Source organism: Actinomyces sp. HMSC08A09, from assembly GCF_001807465.1.
In the GTDB taxonomy this organism is placed as follows: Bacteria; Actinomycetota; Actinomycetes; order Actinomycetales; family Actinomycetaceae; genus Actinomyces; species Actinomyces oris.
Genome location: NZ_KV789093.1, coordinates 94,129 through 110,758, shown reverse-complemented (window position 1 = coordinate 110,758; position 16,630 = coordinate 94,129). Strand labels below are relative to the sequence as shown.

At 67.9% G+C, this 16,630-nt stretch carries 14 protein-coding genes; 1 reads left to right on the top strand and 13 read right to left on the bottom strand.

Annotated elements, in window-relative coordinates; translation table 11 throughout:
- Positions 1-37 precede the first annotated feature (37 nt).
- The 12 genes from HMPREF3165_RS03240 to pyrR form a co-directional block, all read right to left on the bottom strand.
- Positions 38-2,185 carry a primosomal protein N' gene (locus tag HMPREF3165_RS03240; RefSeq protein WP_083303168.1) on the bottom strand — a complete coding sequence of 716 codons (2,148 nt, stop codon included), beginning with the start codon at positions 2,183-2,185 and terminating at the stop codon, positions 38-40.
- A 39-nt stretch (positions 2,186-2,224) separates the two neighbouring features.
- Complete coding sequence (gene metK / locus HMPREF3165_RS03235) at positions 2,225-3,430, bottom strand: methionine adenosyltransferase (protein ID WP_004564862.1); 1,206 nt, start codon at positions 3,428-3,430, stop codon at positions 2,225-2,227.
- 69 nt (positions 3,431-3,499) lie between these two features.
- On the bottom strand, positions 3,500-4,864 hold the full coding sequence (coaBC, locus tag HMPREF3165_RS03230; protein ID WP_070510770.1) for a bifunctional phosphopantothenoylcysteine decarboxylase/phosphopantothenate--cysteine ligase CoaBC: 1,365 nt from the start codon (positions 4,862-4,864) through the stop codon (positions 3,500-3,502).
- A 12-nt stretch (positions 4,865-4,876) separates the two neighbouring features.
- Complete coding sequence (gene rpoZ, locus HMPREF3165_RS03225; protein WP_009405492.1) at positions 4,877-5,275, bottom strand: DNA-directed RNA polymerase subunit omega; 399 nt, start codon at positions 5,273-5,275, stop codon at positions 4,877-4,879.
- Positions 5,276-5,320: 45 nt separating this feature from the next.
- Positions 5,321-5,914, bottom strand: coding sequence for a guanylate kinase (gene gmk / locus HMPREF3165_RS03220; protein WP_070510768.1), 594 nt, complete (start codon positions 5,912-5,914; stop codon positions 5,321-5,323).
- Between the two features lie 57 nt (positions 5,915-5,971).
- The gene (gene mihF, locus HMPREF3165_RS03215) at positions 5,972-6,283 is read right to left on the bottom strand and encodes an integration host factor, actinobacterial type (protein ID WP_009406210.1); all 312 of its coding nucleotides are present in this window, start codon (positions 6,281-6,283) and stop codon (positions 5,972-5,974) included.
- A 152-nt stretch (positions 6,284-6,435) separates the two neighbouring features.
- On the bottom strand, positions 6,436-7,314 hold the full coding sequence (pyrF, locus tag HMPREF3165_RS03210) for an orotidine-5'-phosphate decarboxylase (RefSeq protein WP_070510766.1): 879 nt from the start codon (positions 7,312-7,314) through the stop codon (positions 6,436-6,438).
- Positions 7,311-10,670: a carbamoyl-phosphate synthase large subunit gene (carB, locus tag HMPREF3165_RS03205; protein WP_070510764.1), complete on the bottom strand. Its 3,360-nt coding sequence runs from the start codon at positions 10,668-10,670 to the stop codon at positions 7,311-7,313. The genes pyrF and carB overlap by 4 nt, the downstream gene beginning before the upstream one ends.
- Position 10,671: 1 nt before the next feature.
- Positions 10,672-11,895 (bottom strand): glutamine-hydrolyzing carbamoyl-phosphate synthase small subunit, encoded by a 1,224-nt coding sequence (gene carA, locus HMPREF3165_RS03200; protein ID WP_070510763.1) that lies wholly within the window; start codon positions 11,893-11,895, stop codon positions 10,672-10,674.
- Entirely contained in the window at positions 11,888-13,210 is a 1,323-nt protein-coding gene (locus HMPREF3165_RS03195; protein WP_070510761.1) for a dihydroorotase, read from the bottom strand. The genes carA and HMPREF3165_RS03195 overlap by 8 nt, the downstream gene beginning before the upstream one ends.
- On the bottom strand, positions 13,207-14,196 hold the full coding sequence (locus HMPREF3165_RS03190; protein ID WP_070510759.1) for an aspartate carbamoyltransferase catalytic subunit: 990 nt from the start codon (positions 14,194-14,196) through the stop codon (positions 13,207-13,209). Before HMPREF3165_RS03190 ends, HMPREF3165_RS03195 begins: the two co-directional genes overlap by 4 nt.
- Positions 14,193-14,852 carry a bifunctional pyr operon transcriptional regulator/uracil phosphoribosyltransferase PyrR gene (pyrR, locus tag HMPREF3165_RS03185; protein ID WP_070510757.1) on the bottom strand — a complete coding sequence of 220 codons (660 nt, stop codon included), beginning with the start codon at positions 14,850-14,852 and terminating at the stop codon, positions 14,193-14,195. The genes HMPREF3165_RS03190 and pyrR overlap by 4 nt, the downstream gene beginning before the upstream one ends.
- A gap of 391 nt (positions 14,853-15,243) precedes the next feature.
- Between pyrR and HMPREF3165_RS03180 the strand changes: the two genes are divergently transcribed.
- Positions 15,244-16,107: a glycoside hydrolase family 16 protein gene (locus HMPREF3165_RS03180; RefSeq protein ID WP_070510755.1), complete on the top strand. Its 864-nt coding sequence runs from the start codon at positions 15,244-15,246 to the stop codon at positions 16,105-16,107.
- Positions 16,108-16,181: 74 nt separating this feature from the next.
- Here HMPREF3165_RS03180 and HMPREF3165_RS03175 read toward each other — a convergent pair.
- Positions 16,182-16,630: hypothetical protein (locus tag HMPREF3165_RS03175; RefSeq protein ID WP_256274867.1), on the bottom strand; the 449-nt coding region annotated here is incomplete at its 5' end.

The window sequence follows — 16,630 nt, the reverse complement described above, 5'->3', positions numbered from 1 at the left end:
GGGTCTGCCTCTCTCCCCTTGCATCTTCACGGTTCCCTCACCACAAACGGGTGGGATCGAGCTCAACACGAACCGGCTCCTCGCGGCGGGCTGATCGGTCGCGCAGTCGTACCCTGAGCATGGTGGCAAGCGCCTTGCCATGTGACAGCGGAGCGCGTACCAGGGCTCTGGCCGCGCCGGGGAGCACCTGACCGTGAACAGGCGGTGGTGCCACCGGGCCGAGCACCTCAAAGCCATCGGCTTCGGCCTGAGCCAGGAGGGATTCCACGCTGCGTACCGGCCCGTCCAAGCGGGCCACTCGCCATGCGGGCGGTAGGTGCAGGTCGGCCCGCTCCAGAAGGTCTCTGCGTGCGAATCCCACCTGGTCCCATCGCACGAGGGCCTGTGCCGCCACCGGCTCCGGGCCTCCCAGAAGAACAACGCGGGCCGACGGCGCCGCCAGCACCACCGCATTGGACCACTGGCGCAACGCCTCTCCGGCAGCACCAAGATCGGGACGGGAGGATAGCGCGGCGCCGTCGAGGAGTAGGACGGCCCGGTATCCGCCCTCGGCGACCGGCTCCGCCCCGGGCGTGGCCACCACGAGACGTGGCGCGTCGTCTACCTCGTCGATGACACCGTGGGTCTCCCGTGCTCCAGAGACCACCACGGGGACACCCGGAAAGGCCCGCCCCAGCTCCTCACCCGTCCGGGTGGAACCGACCGTCGCCATCCTCAGTCCATGGCCGCCGCACTCGGGGCAGTTCCACTGGCCCACCGTACGTGCACACCAACGGCAGGAGGTGCGACCCCGTTGGTCCATCGCCAGTGGACCGCCGCAGACAGTGCACTGAGCGGCCTCGCGGCACCGGGCGCAGGCCACCAACGGCGCGTAGCCTGCGCGCGGCACCTGGATGAGAACCGGCCCGTCCTGCAGGGCGCGTCGCAGTGCTTGATGGGCGAGCGACGGGAGCCGGGCCGCCCCGGACGCGCCCTCCCGGTCCAGCTCAGCCGGGCCAGGGACCTCCACACGAGGCACAACGCCGCGCACAGTGTGCCGTGGAGCCGCCAGATTCTGGCACCATCCCTGCTCGACGAGCGACTGCGCCTCCACGGAGCGGCTGAATCCACCGATGAGTAGGCCGGCTCCATCCAACGTCGAGCGCAGGGCGAGCACCGTGCGCGTATGACTGTAGGGGGCGTGAGGCTCTTCCAACCGGTTGTCCCCGTCGTCCCAGACGACCGCCAGCCCGAGCCGGTGCACCGGGGCGAAGGCCGCCGCCCTGGTGCCGACGACCACCCGGGCTCGCCCCAGCAGGAGAGCCAGGAACGCCCGATAACGGCGCGCCGGACCGTGCTCGGCCGAGAGCACCACCACCGGTTCCCCCTCCAGGTCGCGCCTGAGCCGGGCGGCGAGGGTCTCAGCCTGATGGGTCGTCGCCACCACGATGACGGTGCCGCGAGAGCTCGCCAAGGTGGCTTGGACGGCTTGGGCCAGGCACAGCTGCCACGGCGAGACCACCGGGACGGGCCTGCCGTCGTCGTCCGACGAACGTGCTTCGACCGGCCGCACCTGCGCCGGCAGAGCGGACCAGACCGCGCGTGGAGCCTCACCGTGGGCCAAGCGGCGCACGAACTCCTCACCACCGTCGTAAGGCTGCCAGCTGAGCTCACTCGAGGACGGCGGCTCCCAGGTGGGAAGGTCGAGGGGAACCTTGTCTCTCTCAGCCTTCTCCGTGGTGGCGTGCCTGGCCGGAACCGCAAGACGGATGACGTCGGAGCGTGTTCCGCAGCTGCGGGAGGCGACGGCCTCGATAAGTCGACGCGAGCCCTCCGGCAGGACCGGGAGGTCGGAGACCACTCGCCGCAGAGCCGAGAGCCGGCCGATATGGGTGGTCGTGGACCCTCGCTCCCAGATCCATCCGCGCATCTCCTGCTCACCGAAGCGAACCATGACCCGGGTGCCAGGCAGGGCCTGCTGCGCCATCGCCGCAGGAACCAGGTAGTCGAAGGTGCGGTCGAGGTGCGGCACCGGGGAGTCCAGGAGAACCCTGGCCACGGGGTCACGGACCCCGGCCACCGTCACTGTGCGCTGACCGGGCTCCGGCAGCTCCAGCAGCTCACCCTGCCTGCTGACGCCGTAACCACGTGCGGGGCCATCCGACTCACCGGAGGCAGAAGCGGCGTCGTCGTAGCCGATTGCCATACAACCCCTCGGTAGTCTCCCGCCCCGAGTACGCGGGACTCAGACGGCCTGGCGCAGGGCCTCGACACGGTCGGTGGCCTCCCAGCTGAAGCCGGGACGCCCGAAGTGGCCGTAGGAGCTGGTGGCGCGGTAGATGGGACGCAGCAGGTCGAGATCGCGCACGATCGCGGCCGGACGAAGATCGAAGACCTCGTTGACGGCCTTCATGATGCGCTCCTCAGGAACGGCCGCCGTCCCGAATGTCTCCACGTAGACGCCCACGGGGTGAGCGGAGCCGATGGCGTAGGCCACCTGAATCTCACACCTTCTGGCCAGTCCGGCTGCGACGACGTTCTTGGCGACCCAGCGCATGGCATAGCTGGCGGAGCGGTCCACCTTCGAGGGATCCTTGCCGGAGAATGCGCCCCCGCCATGACGGGCCATTCCGCCGTAGGTGTCCACGATGATCTTGCGTCCCGTCAGGCCGGCGTCACCTGCCGGACCACCGATGACGAACTGTCCCGAGGGGTTGATGAGGACATCGGTGTCGGCGGTGTCGAGCTCGGTACCGGCCTCTGCCTGGGCGGCCAGCACCGGCTCGATGACCTCCGTACGCAGAGCGTCGGTCAGCCAGGCACGAGTGCGGTCCGCGTCGTGCTGGGTGGAGATGACCAGGTTGTCCAGGCTCACCGGGCGCTGGCCGTCGTAGCCGATCGTCACCTGCGTCTTGCCGTCGGGGCGCAGTCCCGGGACGATGCCCTGCTTGCGCACGAAGGCCAGACGCTCCGCCAGACGATGAGCCAGATGGATGGGCAGGGGCATGAGGGCCGCGGTGTCGTCGCAGGCGTAGCCGAACATGAGCCCCTGGTCTCCGGCACCCTGCAGGTCGAGAGGATCGATGTCCGTGTCGTCCCGACGGGCCTGAAGGGACTTGTCGACCCCCGCCGCGATGTCCGCGGACTGCTGCCCGATCGATACCGACACACCACAGGAGCGAGCGTCGAAGCAGACATCTGAGGAGGTGTAGCCGATGGCGGAGATCTCCTGGCGAACGATCTCAGGGATCTCAACGTAGGCCCTCTCCGTCGTGACTTCTCCGGCCACGTGCACCAGGCCGGTCGTCACCATGGTCTCCACCGCGACGCGCGCGGTGGGGTCCTGCTCGAGAATGGCGTCGAGAATCGCATCAGAGACACGGTCGCAGATCTTGTCCGGGTGACCTTCAGTGACCGACTCGGACGTGAACAGACGTAAGGAGGAACTCACGCGCCCATCGTAGTCACCGCCGGAACTGATCCGTCGTGGCGTTACCCACGAAAATGCAGAAGCCGGCCCTCAGGCCCCATTCACCAGGTCAGCGGTCAGAGAGATGAGAAGGCGGGCGACGTCCATCTTGCTGCCCTGTCCACGCGCGACTTCAGTGCCGTGGGCATCCAGGACGACGACGGCGTTGGGGACGTCTCCGAAGCCGAGCTCCTCCCCCACCGCGTTGACCGCCAGAAGGTGCGCCCCTTTTCGGCGGGCCTTGGCCCTACCGTGGAAGAGCACGTCACCGTTCTCGTCCCCGGTCTCGGCGGCGAATCCGACGATGATCTGGCCGGGCCGAGGTGGGTCGCTCACCAACCCGGCCAGGATGTCCGGGTTGGTGGTGAGCTCAATGGACATGGCGGACATCGTGGACCTGGTGAACCTGGCCGCTTCTCCGGAGTTCTCCACTCCGGAGGGTGCCTGCTTCTTGAGCTTGGTGGTGGCCACGGTGACGGGCCGGTAGTCGGCGACGGCGGCAGCCATGATGACGGCGTCGGCGTCGCGGGCGGCATCGCGCACGATACGGAGCATGTCCGCGGCGGTACCGGCCGCAACAACGCTCACCTGCGCAGGCAGGGCTTTGAGCAGGTCGGAGGCCACGTGCGCCTGCACCAGGGTGACGCGGGCTCCCCGTTCGGCAGCGGCCGCCGCCAGTGCGCAGCCCTGGCGTCCTGAGGAGCGGTTGCCGAGGTACCTCACCGGATCGATGGGCTCACGTGTACCGCCGGCCGAGATGACGACGTGCCGTCCTTGCAGACTCTTGTCGCCCTCCCCCGAGGCCTCCTGCGCTCCCGCGAACCCGGCGGCGGCATGTGTTAGGGCGGCCAGGGCCTGCGACACGATCTGCTCGGGTTCGGGCATCCGGCCCACTCCGGAGTCCTTGCCGGTCAGGCGCCCGCTGTCCGGCTCGATGACCGTCAGACCACGCTCACGCAGCACTGCCACGTTCTCCCGGGTGGCGGGGTTGACCCACATCTGGGTGTGCATGGCCGGCGCCAGGACGACGGGGGCCTGGCAGGTAAGTATCGTCGCGGTGAGCATGTCGTCGGCCCGTCCTGCCCGTACCCGCGCCAGCAGGTCCGCCGAGGCCGGAGCGACCACGACGAGCTCGGCCCACTCGGCCACGGCCACGTGCTCGACGGCGGCCGGGTCATCGAAGACCCCGGTGGATACGGGCCTGCCACTGACCGCCGCCAGAGCCGGAGCACCGATGAACCTCAGCGCCGACTCGGTGGCCACCACCTTGACCTCGTGCCCGGCCTGACGCAGCAGTCGAACGACGAAAGGGGCCTTGTAGGCGGCGATCGACCCGGCAACGCCGACGACGACGCGCCGTGGCCGCTCGACGGCGGTCACGGCGCGTTCAGTCACAGCAGTGTGCGGCTCGTCCATGGCGAGCCAGGCTCAGAACTGGATGTCGTCGAGGCTGGTGGGAGTCTCGCCGCCCTCGAGGGACACCGGGGCATCCAGCGAGATGTCGCTGAACATGTCAGCCTCCGCGGCTCGACGGGCCTCCTCGGCCTCGGCGCGGCGGGCTCGGGCCACGTCCCCGGGGATGACCTCGAGCTTGTCCTCGGCGATCTCACGCAGAGCGATGCCCAGGGACTTCTCGCCGACCTCGGAGTCGACCAGCGGACCGAAGAACTCGAACTGGTTGTCCTCGAGCTGCTGGGTGTAGGTGTTGATCTGGCGGGCGCGCTTGGCGGCCTCCACCACGAGCCCGTACTTGGAGTCGACCTTCTCCAGAAGGTCGTCGATCGGCGGGTTGGTGATGCCCTCGGGCTGGGGAGAGGTTCCGAGCATGTGCATGCCTCCGGTTCAATCTCGATAGTTCAGAGCCACGTTATTCTAACTGCCCAATCCCATGAGTCTCTCCAGCTCCGCGGTGGCGCTCGCCACGGTGTCGTTGATGACGACGTGGTCGAACTCGCCGGCCGCGTCCAGCTCGGTGCGGGCCGTGGCCAGGCGCCGTTCCTGCTCATGGGCATCCTCAGTACCGCGACCGACGAGCCTGCGGACGAGCTCCTCCCAGCTCGGCGGCGCAAGGAAGACGAGGCGGGCCTCAGGCATCGCCCGACGCACCTGCCGGGCACCGTCCAGGTCGATCTCCAACAGTGCGGGGCATCCGGCATCGAGCCGGTCCTGGACCGGGCCCCGGGGGGTGCCGTAACGATGCGCTCCATGGACCAGTGCCCACTCCAGCATCTGGCCACTGGCGACGAGCGAGTCGAAGTCCTCATCGCTGACGAAGTGATAGTGCACGCCGTCAACCTCACCGGGACGAGGCCGACGGGTGGTGGCCGAGACCGAGATGAACAGGTCTGGATGGCGTCTGCGCAGCTCGGTGACGACAGTGCCCTTACCCACCGCCGTGGGGCCGGCCAGAACGGTCAAGCGGGCGAGAGCGGGAACGGACGGGTCTGTGGCAGCAACGTCGGTCATGGCCACATCATGGCCTACCGGGACCCGTCGGCACGACCCAGCGTCTAAGCGGCCTTCCTAGCCGAAGCGCTCCACGAGTGCCGCCCGCTGGTTCGCTCCCAGCCCACGCACCCGCCGGGACTCGGCGATATGCACGTCAGCGAGGATGGCATCAGCTGTTGTGGTCCCCACGCGTGGCAGGGAGATGAGCAGTGCTCTGACCTTCATCTTGCCCAAGACATCATCCGTCTCTGAGGCGGTGAAGAACTCGGAGAGCTTGAGCTCGCCGCTCTTGAGCTCGGACTTGATACGGGCGCGATGCGATCGCGCCGCAGCCGCCTTCTCCAGTGCCTGAGCCCGTTGCTCGGGTGTCAGCGTCGGAAGCGTCATGGTGTGTCTCCTCCCGGTCGAATACCAGTGACCCGCACCACGAGCATAAGTCGGGCCGGGTGCACTCGCATTCGCAGGGGCCCATATTCCACCACCGACTTCGTGTTTCCGCACACACCCTCAATCCGAGGCGGGCTGCAGCACCTGAAGACTCAGCGCAGGGCTGTTGCGGCCTCATAGGCGGATGCCGACGCTGCCTTTCGCAGCTCGTCGATGGAGGGTCCTGCTTTGAGAACCCCGCGTGAGGTGGAGGCCAGGACCTGACGGCGCGCCGTCCCGAAAACCGCCTCCAGCTCGGCCGGCCCAGCGCCTTGGGCGCCCACGCCCGGCGCCAGCAACGGACCATTGGCGCGCTGCAGGTCAATTCCCAGGTCACTCACGGCCCCACCGACTGTGGCGCCGATGACCAGCCCGATGCTGCCGAGCCTGCCTTCGCCACTGGCCTGGGCGTTGGAGGCGGTCACGCCCTCCACGATGCCGGCGGCCACGGCCTGGTCCCCGTTGACGGCGTGCTGGACGCCGACTCCTTCCGGATTGGAGGTCAGAGCCAGGACGAAGACGCCGCGTCCGTTGGCCTCGGCGAGGTTGAGTGCAGGAGTGAGGGACCCGTAGCCCAGGTAGGGCGAGACGGTGATGGCGTCGGCGGCTGTAGGAGCGTCGTCGGACAGGTAGGCCTGGGCGTAGCCGGCCATCGTGGAACCGATGTCCCCGCGCTTGACGTCGAGAACGGACAAGGTGCCGAGGTCGCGCAGGGCCGCCAGGGTCTCCTCGAGGACCGCGATGCCGGCGCTGCCGTGACGCTCGAAGAAGGCGGACTGGGGCTTGACGGCGGCCACGTGTCCTCCAACCGCGTCGATGGTCCGCAGGGCGAAGTCCCGCAGGCCTGCGGCCGAGTCGGCCAGGCCCCAGGCCTCGAGCAGGTTCGGGTGGGGGTCGACGCCGACGCACAGGGGGCCGTGGTCGTCCATGGCGTCGGCCAGGCGGGATCCGAAGGGGCGTCGACTGGTCTGGTGGGCGGCGGCGGAACTCATTTGGTCTCCTTGTCGTCAACGGGGGCCACGAGGTGGGACTCGGATACCGAGCCTCGCCGGGATCGGCGGGCAGCGATGTGCTCCTGGAGGCTGCGAACCTGGAAGGGACCGCGCAGCTGGGCCTCGAGGGCCTGGACCGCTGCCTGGAGCTGTTGGACGGTGGTGATGATGGGACGGTCGGCACCGGTGGTGGCCGCGCGGATGGAGTAGCCGTCGGCGCGGGCCCCCTGGCCCTTGGGGGTGTTGACCACCATGTCGATGGCTCCGGACTCGATGAGCTCGGCGATCGTCTGCTCGCCGTGGTCGCCAACGCCCTGGCTGATCTTGCGCACCGCCAAGGCGTCGATCCCGTTGCGGCGCAGCACCTGTGCGGTCCCGGTCGTGGCCAGGACCGTGAAGCCGAGCTCCGCGAGCCGAGCCACCGGCAGGATGATGGCTCGCTTGTCTCGGTCGGCCACCGAGACGAACAGCGTTCCCTCTCCTGGTAGGCCACCGTAGGCACCGGCCTGGGACTTGGCGAAGGCCCGCGGGAAGTCGACGTCGTAGCCCATGACCTCGCCGGTGGAACGCATCTCCGGCCCCAGGATCGTGTCGACCACGCGACCCTCGGTGGTACGGAACCGTTTGAAGGGCAGGACCGCCTCCTTGACGGCGATCGGGTCATCGGGATCGGTGACGGCGGCGTCGGCCTCGGGAAGGTGACCGGAGCGCCTGAGCGAGGCGATCGTCTCCCCCGTCATGATGAGGGCCGCCGCCTTGGCCAGCTGCACACCGGATGCCTTCGAGACGAAGGGGACTGTGCGCGAGGCCCTGGGGTTGGCCTCGATGACGTAGAGAACGTCGGAGACCAGGGCGAACTGGATGTTGAGCAACCCTTGCACGCCCACACCTTTGGCGATCGCCTCAGTGGAGCGCCGGATGCGAGCGATCTCCGTGTCCGACAGGGTCATGGGCGGCATGACGCAGGCCGAGTCACCGGAGTGGATACCGGCCTCCTCAATATGCTCCATGACGCCACCGAGGAACAGCTCACTGCCGTCGTACAGGGCGTCAACATCGATCTCGATGGCGTCGTCGAGAAAACGGTCGATGAGTAGTGGCCCGGTACCGTAGACGCCGCCGGGCTCAAGACCGGCGCGCTGGAGATAGTCGTCAAGACCCTGGGCGTCGTAGACGATCTCCATACCGCGGCCGCCGAGCACGTAGCTGGGGCGCACCAGGACCGGATAGCCGATGCCCTGGGCGACCGAGCGCGCCTGCTCGTCGCTCAGAGCGGTGCCGTGCGCTGGTGCGGGCAGACCGGCACGCTGAAGAACGACCCCGAAGGCCTCACGGTCCTCGGCGGCGTCGATCGCCTCGGGACTTGTTCCCAGGATCGGCACCCCGGCCTTGGCCAGCCTGGCCGCCAAGGACAGCGGTGTCTGACCACCGAGCTGGACGATGACACCGGTCACGGGTCCGGCTGCCAGCTCGGCCTCGTAAATCTCGATGACGTCCTCGAAGGTCAGGGGCTCGAAGTAGAGCCGATCGGAGACGTCGTAATCGGTGGAGACGGTCTCAGGGTTGCAGTTGACCATGACGGTCTCGTAGCGATCGGACAGGGCCATCGCGGCGTGAACACAGGAGTAGTCGAACTCAATGCCCTGGCCGATCCGGTTAGGCCCCGAGCCCAGGATGATGACGGCCTCACGCTCACGGGATGCCACCTCGGTCTCCAGGTCGTAGCTGGAGTAGAGGTAGGGGGTGCGTGAGGCGAACTCGGCGGCGCAGGTGTCAACGGTCTTGTAGACGGGCCGCAGGCCGAAGGCATGGCGGACCTCTCGCACCGTGTCCTCGCTGATGCCGCGCAAGGAGGCGACCTGGACGTCGGAGAAGCCGTGGCGCTTGGCCAGGGCCAGGACGTCCGCGGTGAGCGCGGACGCGCCCTTGACCTCCTGGGCCACCTCCTCAAGAAGCAGCATCTGGTCCAGGAACCAGGGGTCGATGCGGGTGGCCTCGTGGAGCTGAGCAATGGTGGCTCCACCGCGCACGGCCTGCTGGAGGTCGACCAGCCGGTGCTCGGTGGGCACGGCGATGGACTCCAGCAGCTCAGCGGTCTGCTGCTGGCTGGGCGCCGGTCCGTCCCAGTGGAAGGCGGTTCCCTTCTTGTCCAGAGAGCGCAAGGCCTTCTGGAGGGCTTCCGTATAGGAGCGACCGATCGCCATGGCCTCGCCGACCGATTTCATGGTGGTGGTGAGCCGGGGGTCAGCGCCCCGGAACTTCTCGAAGGCGAAGCGCGGCACCTTGACGACCACGTAGTCCAGGGTCGGTTCGAAGGAGGCCGGGGTGGAGCCGGTGATGTCGTTGGGGATCTCGTCGAGCGTGTACCCCACGGCCAGGCGTGCGGCGATCTTGGCGATCGGGAAGCCGGTGGCCTTCGAGGCCAGGGCTGAGGACCGGGAGACGCGGGGGTTCATCTCGATGACGATGATCCTGCCGGTGGCCGGGTCGACGGCGAACTGGATGTTGCAGCCGCCGGTGTCGACCCCGACCTCCCGGATGACGGCGATGCCGATGTCCCGCAGCCTCTGGAGCTCGCGGTCGGTGAGGGTCAGGGCCGGGGCGACCGTGATGGAGTCGCCGGTGTGCACTCCCACAGGGTCGACGTTCTCGATGGAGCACACAACCACCACGTTGTCGGCGGTGTCGCGCATGAGCTCGAGCTCGTACTCCTTCCAGCCCAGGATCGACTCCTCCAGGAGGACCTCGGTGGTGCGGGAGGCCGCCAGACCCGCCCCGGCGATGCGATGCAGGTCCGAGTCATTGAAGGCGACACCGCTGCCCAGGCCGCCCATCGTGAAGGAGGGGCGCACGACGACCGGGTATCCGCCCAGGGCATCGACCCCGGCGCGGCACTCATCCATGGTGTGGGCGATGACGCTGCGGGCGACCTCGGCGCCACAACGCTCGACGACGTCCTTGAACTCGTCACGGTCCTCCCCGGCGTTGATGGCCGCGGCGGAGGCGCCGATGAGCTCGACGTCGTACTCATCGAGCACGCCCCGCTCGACCAGGCTCATGGCGGCGTTGAGGGCGGTCTGCCCGCCCAGGGTGGGCAGGAGGGCGTCGGGCCGTTCCTTGGCGATGATGGTGGTCAGCACCTCGGGGGTGATCGGCTCGATATAGGTGGCGTCGGCGACATCGGGGTCGGTCATGATCGTGGCCGGGTTGGAGTTGACCAGGATGACGCGGATTCCCTCAGCGCGCAGGACGCGGCAGGCCTGGGTGCCGGAGTAGTCGAACTCGCAGGCCTGCCCGATGACGATGGGGCCCGATCCGATGACCAGGACGGAGCTGATATCAGGGCGAACAGGCATGTCAGTTCGTGTCCTCGCGGTCCTGGCCCCGGCGGTGCTCCCGCATGAGGCGGATGAATCGGTCGAAGAGGTGCTCGGCGTCATGGGGTCCAGCAGCGGCCTCGGGGTGGTACTGGACGGAGAAGGCCGGCAGGTCCAGCGCCCGTAGCCCTTCGACCACACCGTCATTGAGTCCCAGGTGGGAGACCTCCACCCGACCGTAGCGACCGTTGTCGAAGGGGGCGACGGAGGGCTCATCGATGGGGGCGTCGACGGCGAAGCCGTGGTTGTGGGCCGTGATCTCCACCTTGCCGGTGGCACGGTCGACAACGGGCTGGTTGACGCCGCGGTGCCCGTAGGTGAGCTTGTAGGTGCCGTAGCCCAGGGCACGTCCCAGGAGCTGATTGCCCAAGCAGATGCCGAAGAAGGGGATGCGCGCGTCGAGGACGCCTCGCAGGAGCTCGATCTCGGCGTCGGCAGTCCCCGGGTCTCCGGGGCCGTTGGAGAACAGGACGCCATCGGGTCTGAGGGCAAGAATCTCGGACAGAGTCGTGGACTGGGGCAGGACGTGGACGCGTACGCCGCGCTCGGCGAACTGCCACGGGGTGCGGGACTTGATGCCCAGGTCGATGGCGACCAGCACCGCGACCGGCTCGTGTCCCTCGGCCGGTCCGGTGGGCTCGACGACGTAGCCGGAGGGAGTGGTCACCTCGGCGGCCAGGGCGCGGCCGCTCATAGGCGGCTCACTGCGCACGGCCTCCAGGCAGATGTCGATGCAGGCTTGGCTGGGACCACCGGGGTCAGTGCCTCCGGCAGGCAGGGCGTCCCCGGAGAAGATGCCGCCACGCATCGCGCCCGCCTCGCGCAGATGCCGGGTCAGGGCCCGGGTGTCGACCTCGCAGAGGCCAACGATGCCGGCGTCACGCAGATCGTCCTCCAGCTCCCGACGGGAGCGCCAGCTGGAGGCCCGCCGAGCAGGTTCGCGTACGACGTAGCCGGCCACCCAGATACGGTCCGACTCGGCGTCCTCATCGTTGACCCCGGTGTTACCGATGTGTGGCGCGGTCTGCACGACGATCTGGCGGTGGTAGGAGGGATCGGTCAGTGTCTCCTGGTACCCGGTCATCCCGGTGGAGAAGACGATCTCTCCAATGGTGCGCCCTTGAGCCCCGTAGCTGCGGCCCCGCAGGGCCCAGCCGTCCTCCAGCACGAGGAGGGCGGCTGGGCGGTGGCTCAGCTCAGGCATGAGCCGAGCCTGCGGGTGTCTCGACGGGAGCGCCGTTCAGCACGGTGGGACGGCCGTGGAGGAAGGTGGCCATGACCTGTCCCGGCAGCTCCATCCCCGCGTAGGGGGTGTTGGTGGAGCTGGTCCACTGGGCGGAGGCGTCGACGGTGCGTCGCACCTCGGGGTCGATCACCGTGATGTTGGCCGGGGCCCCGACCTCGAGCTCGCAGCCCTGGTCGCTCAGACGGCCGATGCGGGCCGGGGTGGAGGACATGGTCCGGGCGATGTCGCGCCAGGTCATGCGGCCGGTGGCGACCATCGTCTCGATCAGGACACTCAGTGCGGTCTCCAGGCCAGTCATGCCGAAGGCTCCGGCTTGCCACTCGCAGTCCTTGTCCTCCACCGGGTGCGGGGCGTGGTCGGTGCCGACGACGTCGATGGTGCCATCGGCCAGGGCCTCGCGAACCGCCTCGACGTCCTCGGCCGTGCGCAGCGGGGGGTTGACCTTGTACAGCGGGGAGTAGGTGCGGGCCATCTCATCGGTCAGCAGGAGGTGGTGCGGCGTGACCTCAGCGGTGACATTGATGCCGCGGGACTTGGCCCAGCGGATGATCCCGACGCTGCCGGCGGTGGACAGGTGGCACACGTGCAGACGCGAGCCGACGTGCTCGGCCAGCAGGACGTCGCGGGCGATGATCGACTCCTCGGCCACCGCCGGCCAGCCACGCAGTCCCAGCTCGGCGGAGACGACGCCCTCGTGCATCTGGGAGCCCTCGGTGAGGCGGGGGTCCTGAGCATGCTGGGCGATGACGCCGTCGAAGGACTTGACGTACTCCAGGGCCCGGCGCATGAGGACGGGGTCGGAGACGCACTTGCCGTCGTCGGAGAAGACCCGCACCCGGGCGGCGGAGGCCGCCATGGCACCCATGTCGGACAGGTGCTCGCCGGCCAGTCCCGCCGAGACGGCGCCCACCGGGTGGACATCCACCCAGCCTGCCTCACGGCCCAGCCGCAGCACCTGCTCCACGACTCCGGCGTTGTCCTGGACGGGCGTGGTGTTGGCCATCGCGAAAACGGCGGTGTAGCCGCCGACGGCTGCGGCGCGGGTACCGGAGTAGATGGTCTCGGCGGACTCCCCTCCGGGCTCGCGCAGGTGAGTGTGGATATCGACGAGCCCGGGCAGGGCGATGAGCCCGTCCAGGTCATGGCGCTGGACATCGGCCGGGGCCTTCGCCGCTGCGTCAAGGCCGATGGCGGTGATAGTGCCGTCGGTGATGAGAATGTCAGTGGGGTCCTCGCCGTAGGGGCGGACACCGGTCAGGAGGTGGGAGGTCACAGCTGGTTCCCTTCGTCAGCGAGGAGGAGGTAGAGGGCGGCCATACGGACGGAGACTCCGTTGCCGACCTGCTCGATGATGCGCGAGCGGGGGTCGTCGGCGGCCTCGGCGGTGATCTCGAGGCCGCGGTTCATGGGGCCGGGGTGCATGACGATCGCGTGCTCCGGCATGGCCCGGCGACGGGCGGAGGTGAGGCCGTAGACGCTGGAGTACTCGGCAGGGCTCGGGAAGAAGCCCCCTCCTGCGGCACTCATGCGCTCACGCTGGATGCGCAGCATCATGACGGCGTCGGGCTGAATCTCCTCGATCGCCTCATCGAGGTTGTAGGAGACCTCGCAGGGCCAGTCGTCCATACCGACGGGCAGCAGTGTGGGAGGTGCGACGAGCGTGACCTTGGCGCCGAGCGCCGTCATGAGGTCCACGTTGGATCGGGCTACCCGGGAGTGCAGGACGTCTCCGACGATGATGAGGCGGGCGCCCTCCAGATCCCGCCCCTGCGGGCAGGGGCTGCCGTCCGCTGTCGCGGGCGCTCCGGGGACGTACCAGCGTCGCAGCGTCATGGCGTCCAGAAGGGCCTGGGTGGGGTGCTGGTGGGTGCCGTCACCGGCGTTGAGGACCGGCACGTCGATCCAGCCGGCGTGGGCCAGCAGGTGCGCGGCGCCGCATGCGGAGTGGCGCACGACGACGGCGTCCGCCCCCATGGCCATGATCGTCTGGGCGGTGTCCTTGAGGGACTCGCCCTTGGACACTGAGGAGCCCTTGGCCGAGAAGTTGATGACGTCGGCGCTCAGGCGCTTCGCGGCGGCCTCGAAGGAGAGCCTGGTGCGGGTGGAGTCCTCGAAGAAGAGGTTCACCACGGTCTTGCCGCGCAGCGTCGGGAGCTTCTTGACCGCATGACGCTGGGTGGCGGCCATCGCCTCGGCGGTGTCCAGGACCATGACCGCCTCGTCGTGGGTCAGGTCCTTGGCGGAGAGCAGGTGCTTCATCGGGTGGCCTCCTGGTTGCTGCGCTCACTCGAACGCTCAGTGGGGACGTCTGCGGGGACGATGGTGACGGCGTCGGTGGAGGCGCCGAGCTCGGTCAGGGACACCACGACTTTCTCAGAGCGGGAGGTCGGCAGGTTCTTACCCACGTAGTCGGCTCGAATGGGCAGCTCCCGGTGTCCGCGGTCCACGAGTGTGGCCAGTTGCACGGCCCGGGGGCGGCCGACGGCGCCCAGGGCGTCGAGGGCGGCCCGGATGGTGCGCCCGGAGTAGAGGACGTCGTCGACGAGGATGACGACCTTGCCGTCAATGCCCCCCTGGGGGATCTCCGTGGGACGGGGAACACGGATGGGGTGACGTCCCAGGTCATCGCGGTACATGGTGATGTCCAGGGTGCCGACCGGGACCTTGGCGGAGGACTGTGCCTGCTCGGACCACTGCGTCCCTTCTCCCGCGGCGACAGCAAGCGCCTCGACGAGTCTGTGCGCAAGTGGTGCTCCCCCACTGGGGATCCCGAGGACGACGATGTCCTGCGTCCCGTGGTTGCGCTCCAGAATCTCGTGCGCGATACGGAACAGGGAACGGGCTATATCGGGAGGTCCGAGGATCTCCTTGCCCAGGATCGGTGCGCCAGAGGCGCCTGACAAACTTTCGGCCATTTCAGGCCTCCTTCCCCGCCTCTCTGGACGGACTTAAAGGATGTTGGTCGCCATCGAGTGTACGTCACCTCAGGCGGGATGTGCTTGCCCACACAGCACGACCTTCGGAGACGAAGGTCACGCCAATGGCTGCGGAACGGCTCAGCACTTGACGACAATCGCAACAGGACGTGTTTCGCATCTACAAACTGTCCGTAACAATGTTTAGTCTTAGCCCAATGCTCAGGCGTCGTCGGACGCTGACTGCGAGATCGTCACAACATGTCGAGAGCTTGAGAAGTGAGTGCCGGATCCATCTGAGCCCGATTGAGAGCTGAACGATGTCGCAGAGCAGGTACGGTCCGGTGTTGCTGCTGCGTCAGTGACTTCTTCTCAAGCAAGGAATGCCCTCATGACACTCCCCACTCGACGTTCGATCATCACCGGCCTCAGCGCCGGGGCAGGACTGGCCGCCGCCAGTCTCGCCTCCCCCTCGCAGGCAGCGGCTGCGGAGTCCTCCTACGACTTCAGCAACGTCATCTTCAATGAGCAGTTCTCTGACGGATCGGACTTCTCTCCGTCACGGTGGCGGGACAACCGCTCAGAGCCCGAGTCCTGTGCCAGCTACGACTGGGGGGTGTTCACCCATGACACACACAGCGTCAGCAACAGTGTCGGGCATGTCCTGTGGCGCAAGCGCGCCACCCCCCTCAAGGGCTTCCAGAACCGCTTCGACAAGGAGCCGACCCTGCGCTACGTCGACCAGGCCTTTGTCACCACGCAGGGGCTGTTCTCCTTTGTCTACGGCTCCTTGGAGACCAGGGCACGTTTCCCTCAGTCGCCTGAGGGACTCTTCGCCGGCATCTGGTTGCGGGCGGACGACGACGACAACGGGGGCGAGATCGATGTCGTGGAGACCTACGGCGGCGGCAGCGCCACCGGCATCGCAGAGTCGACTGTGCACTACGGCCAGGCGGGGGGCAAGGGAAGCAACCTGGGGATCTCGCCGCGGCCCGATCTCACCCAGTGGCACACCTACGGGATGGAGAAGACCCCCGAGAGCATTCTCTTCCTCTTCGACGGTCAGCCCTACCATGAGGTCTTGCGTTCAGCATCGCAGAAGGAGTTCGATGCCTGCTTCGGTGACGACGCCGCCTACCACATCTGCCTGACCACGCACAGCGGAAGCATCCACCGGGGGCGACTCAAGCATGAGGGCTTCACGCAGGCCCAGGTGGATATTGACTACATCGTCGTACGGGCGATGGATGAGTAGCTGATGCAGCGCCCGTTGTTCTCATCGGGCCCGGGAAGAGATCATGCTGGCTGCGTTCCCGGGGCCTGAGATGCTCAGGCCACCGGGTTCAGCGCCTTGCTCATGCGGAGCAGAACGATGAACCCCACTGCGATCAGAACCTCCACCAGGTCACAGGCGACAAGCAGTGATGTAACAGCGGACTCGGACGAGCCCTCCGAGAACCAAGCGACATAAATGGCGAGGGTGGGAAGCCCCGCCACAATACTCGCCACCAGCAGCATCAACGTTGGGCTCTTGGCGTCGTCCCATCCGTCGGGCTGGACCTGAGGCGTCCGGGAGTTCGCCCGAATACAGGCGATGACACCGAGGATGAACGTCACGACCCACCCGAAGCCAACGACGAACGGGGCGACGATCATCATGAGAAGGGCAAGGAGCGCGAGCTCCAGGTACTCTTCCCCCTGCAGGTTGGCAGTGAGGAGTTCGTAGGTGGTGAAGATGATCTGGATCATCATGGTGATGAGCCCGATGATGCTGCCGG

Coding starts and splice junctions, on each gene's coding strand:
- coaBC (WP_070510770.1), bottom strand. CDS start 4,864: ATGGACGAGCCGCACACTGCTGTGACTGAACGCGCCGTGACCGCCGTC.
- mihF (WP_009406210.1), bottom strand. CDS start 6,283: ATGACGCTTCCGACGCTGACACCCGAGCAACGGGCTCAGGCACTGGAG.
- carB (WP_070510764.1), bottom strand. CDS start 10,670: ATGCCTGTTCGCCCTGATATCAGCTCCGTCCTGGTCATCGGATCGGGC.
- gmk (WP_070510768.1), bottom strand. CDS start 5,914: ATGACCGACGTTGCTGCCACAGACCCGTCCGTTCCCGCTCTCGCCCGC.
- HMPREF3165_RS03190 (WP_070510759.1), bottom strand. CDS start 14,196: ATGAAGCACCTGCTCTCCGCCAAGGACCTGACCCACGACGAGGCGGTC.
- pyrR (WP_070510757.1), bottom strand. CDS start 14,852: ATGGCCGAAAGTTTGTCAGGCGCCTCTGGCGCACCGATCCTGGGCAAG.
- HMPREF3165_RS03180 (WP_070510755.1), top strand. CDS start 15,244: ATGACACTCCCCACTCGACGTTCGATCATCACCGGCCTCAGCGCCGGG.
- rpoZ (WP_009405492.1), bottom strand. CDS start 5,275: ATGCTCGGAACCTCTCCCCAGCCCGAGGGCATCACCAACCCGCCGATC.
- pyrF (WP_070510766.1), bottom strand. CDS start 7,314: ATGAGTTCCGCCGCCGCCCACCAGACCAGTCGACGCCCCTTCGGATCC.
- carA (WP_070510763.1), bottom strand. CDS start 11,895: ATGCCTGAGCTGAGCCACCGCCCAGCCGCCCTCCTCGTGCTGGAGGAC.
- HMPREF3165_RS03240 (WP_083303168.1), bottom strand. CDS start 2,185: ATGGCAATCGGCTACGACGACGCCGCTTCTGCCTCCGGTGAGTCGGAT.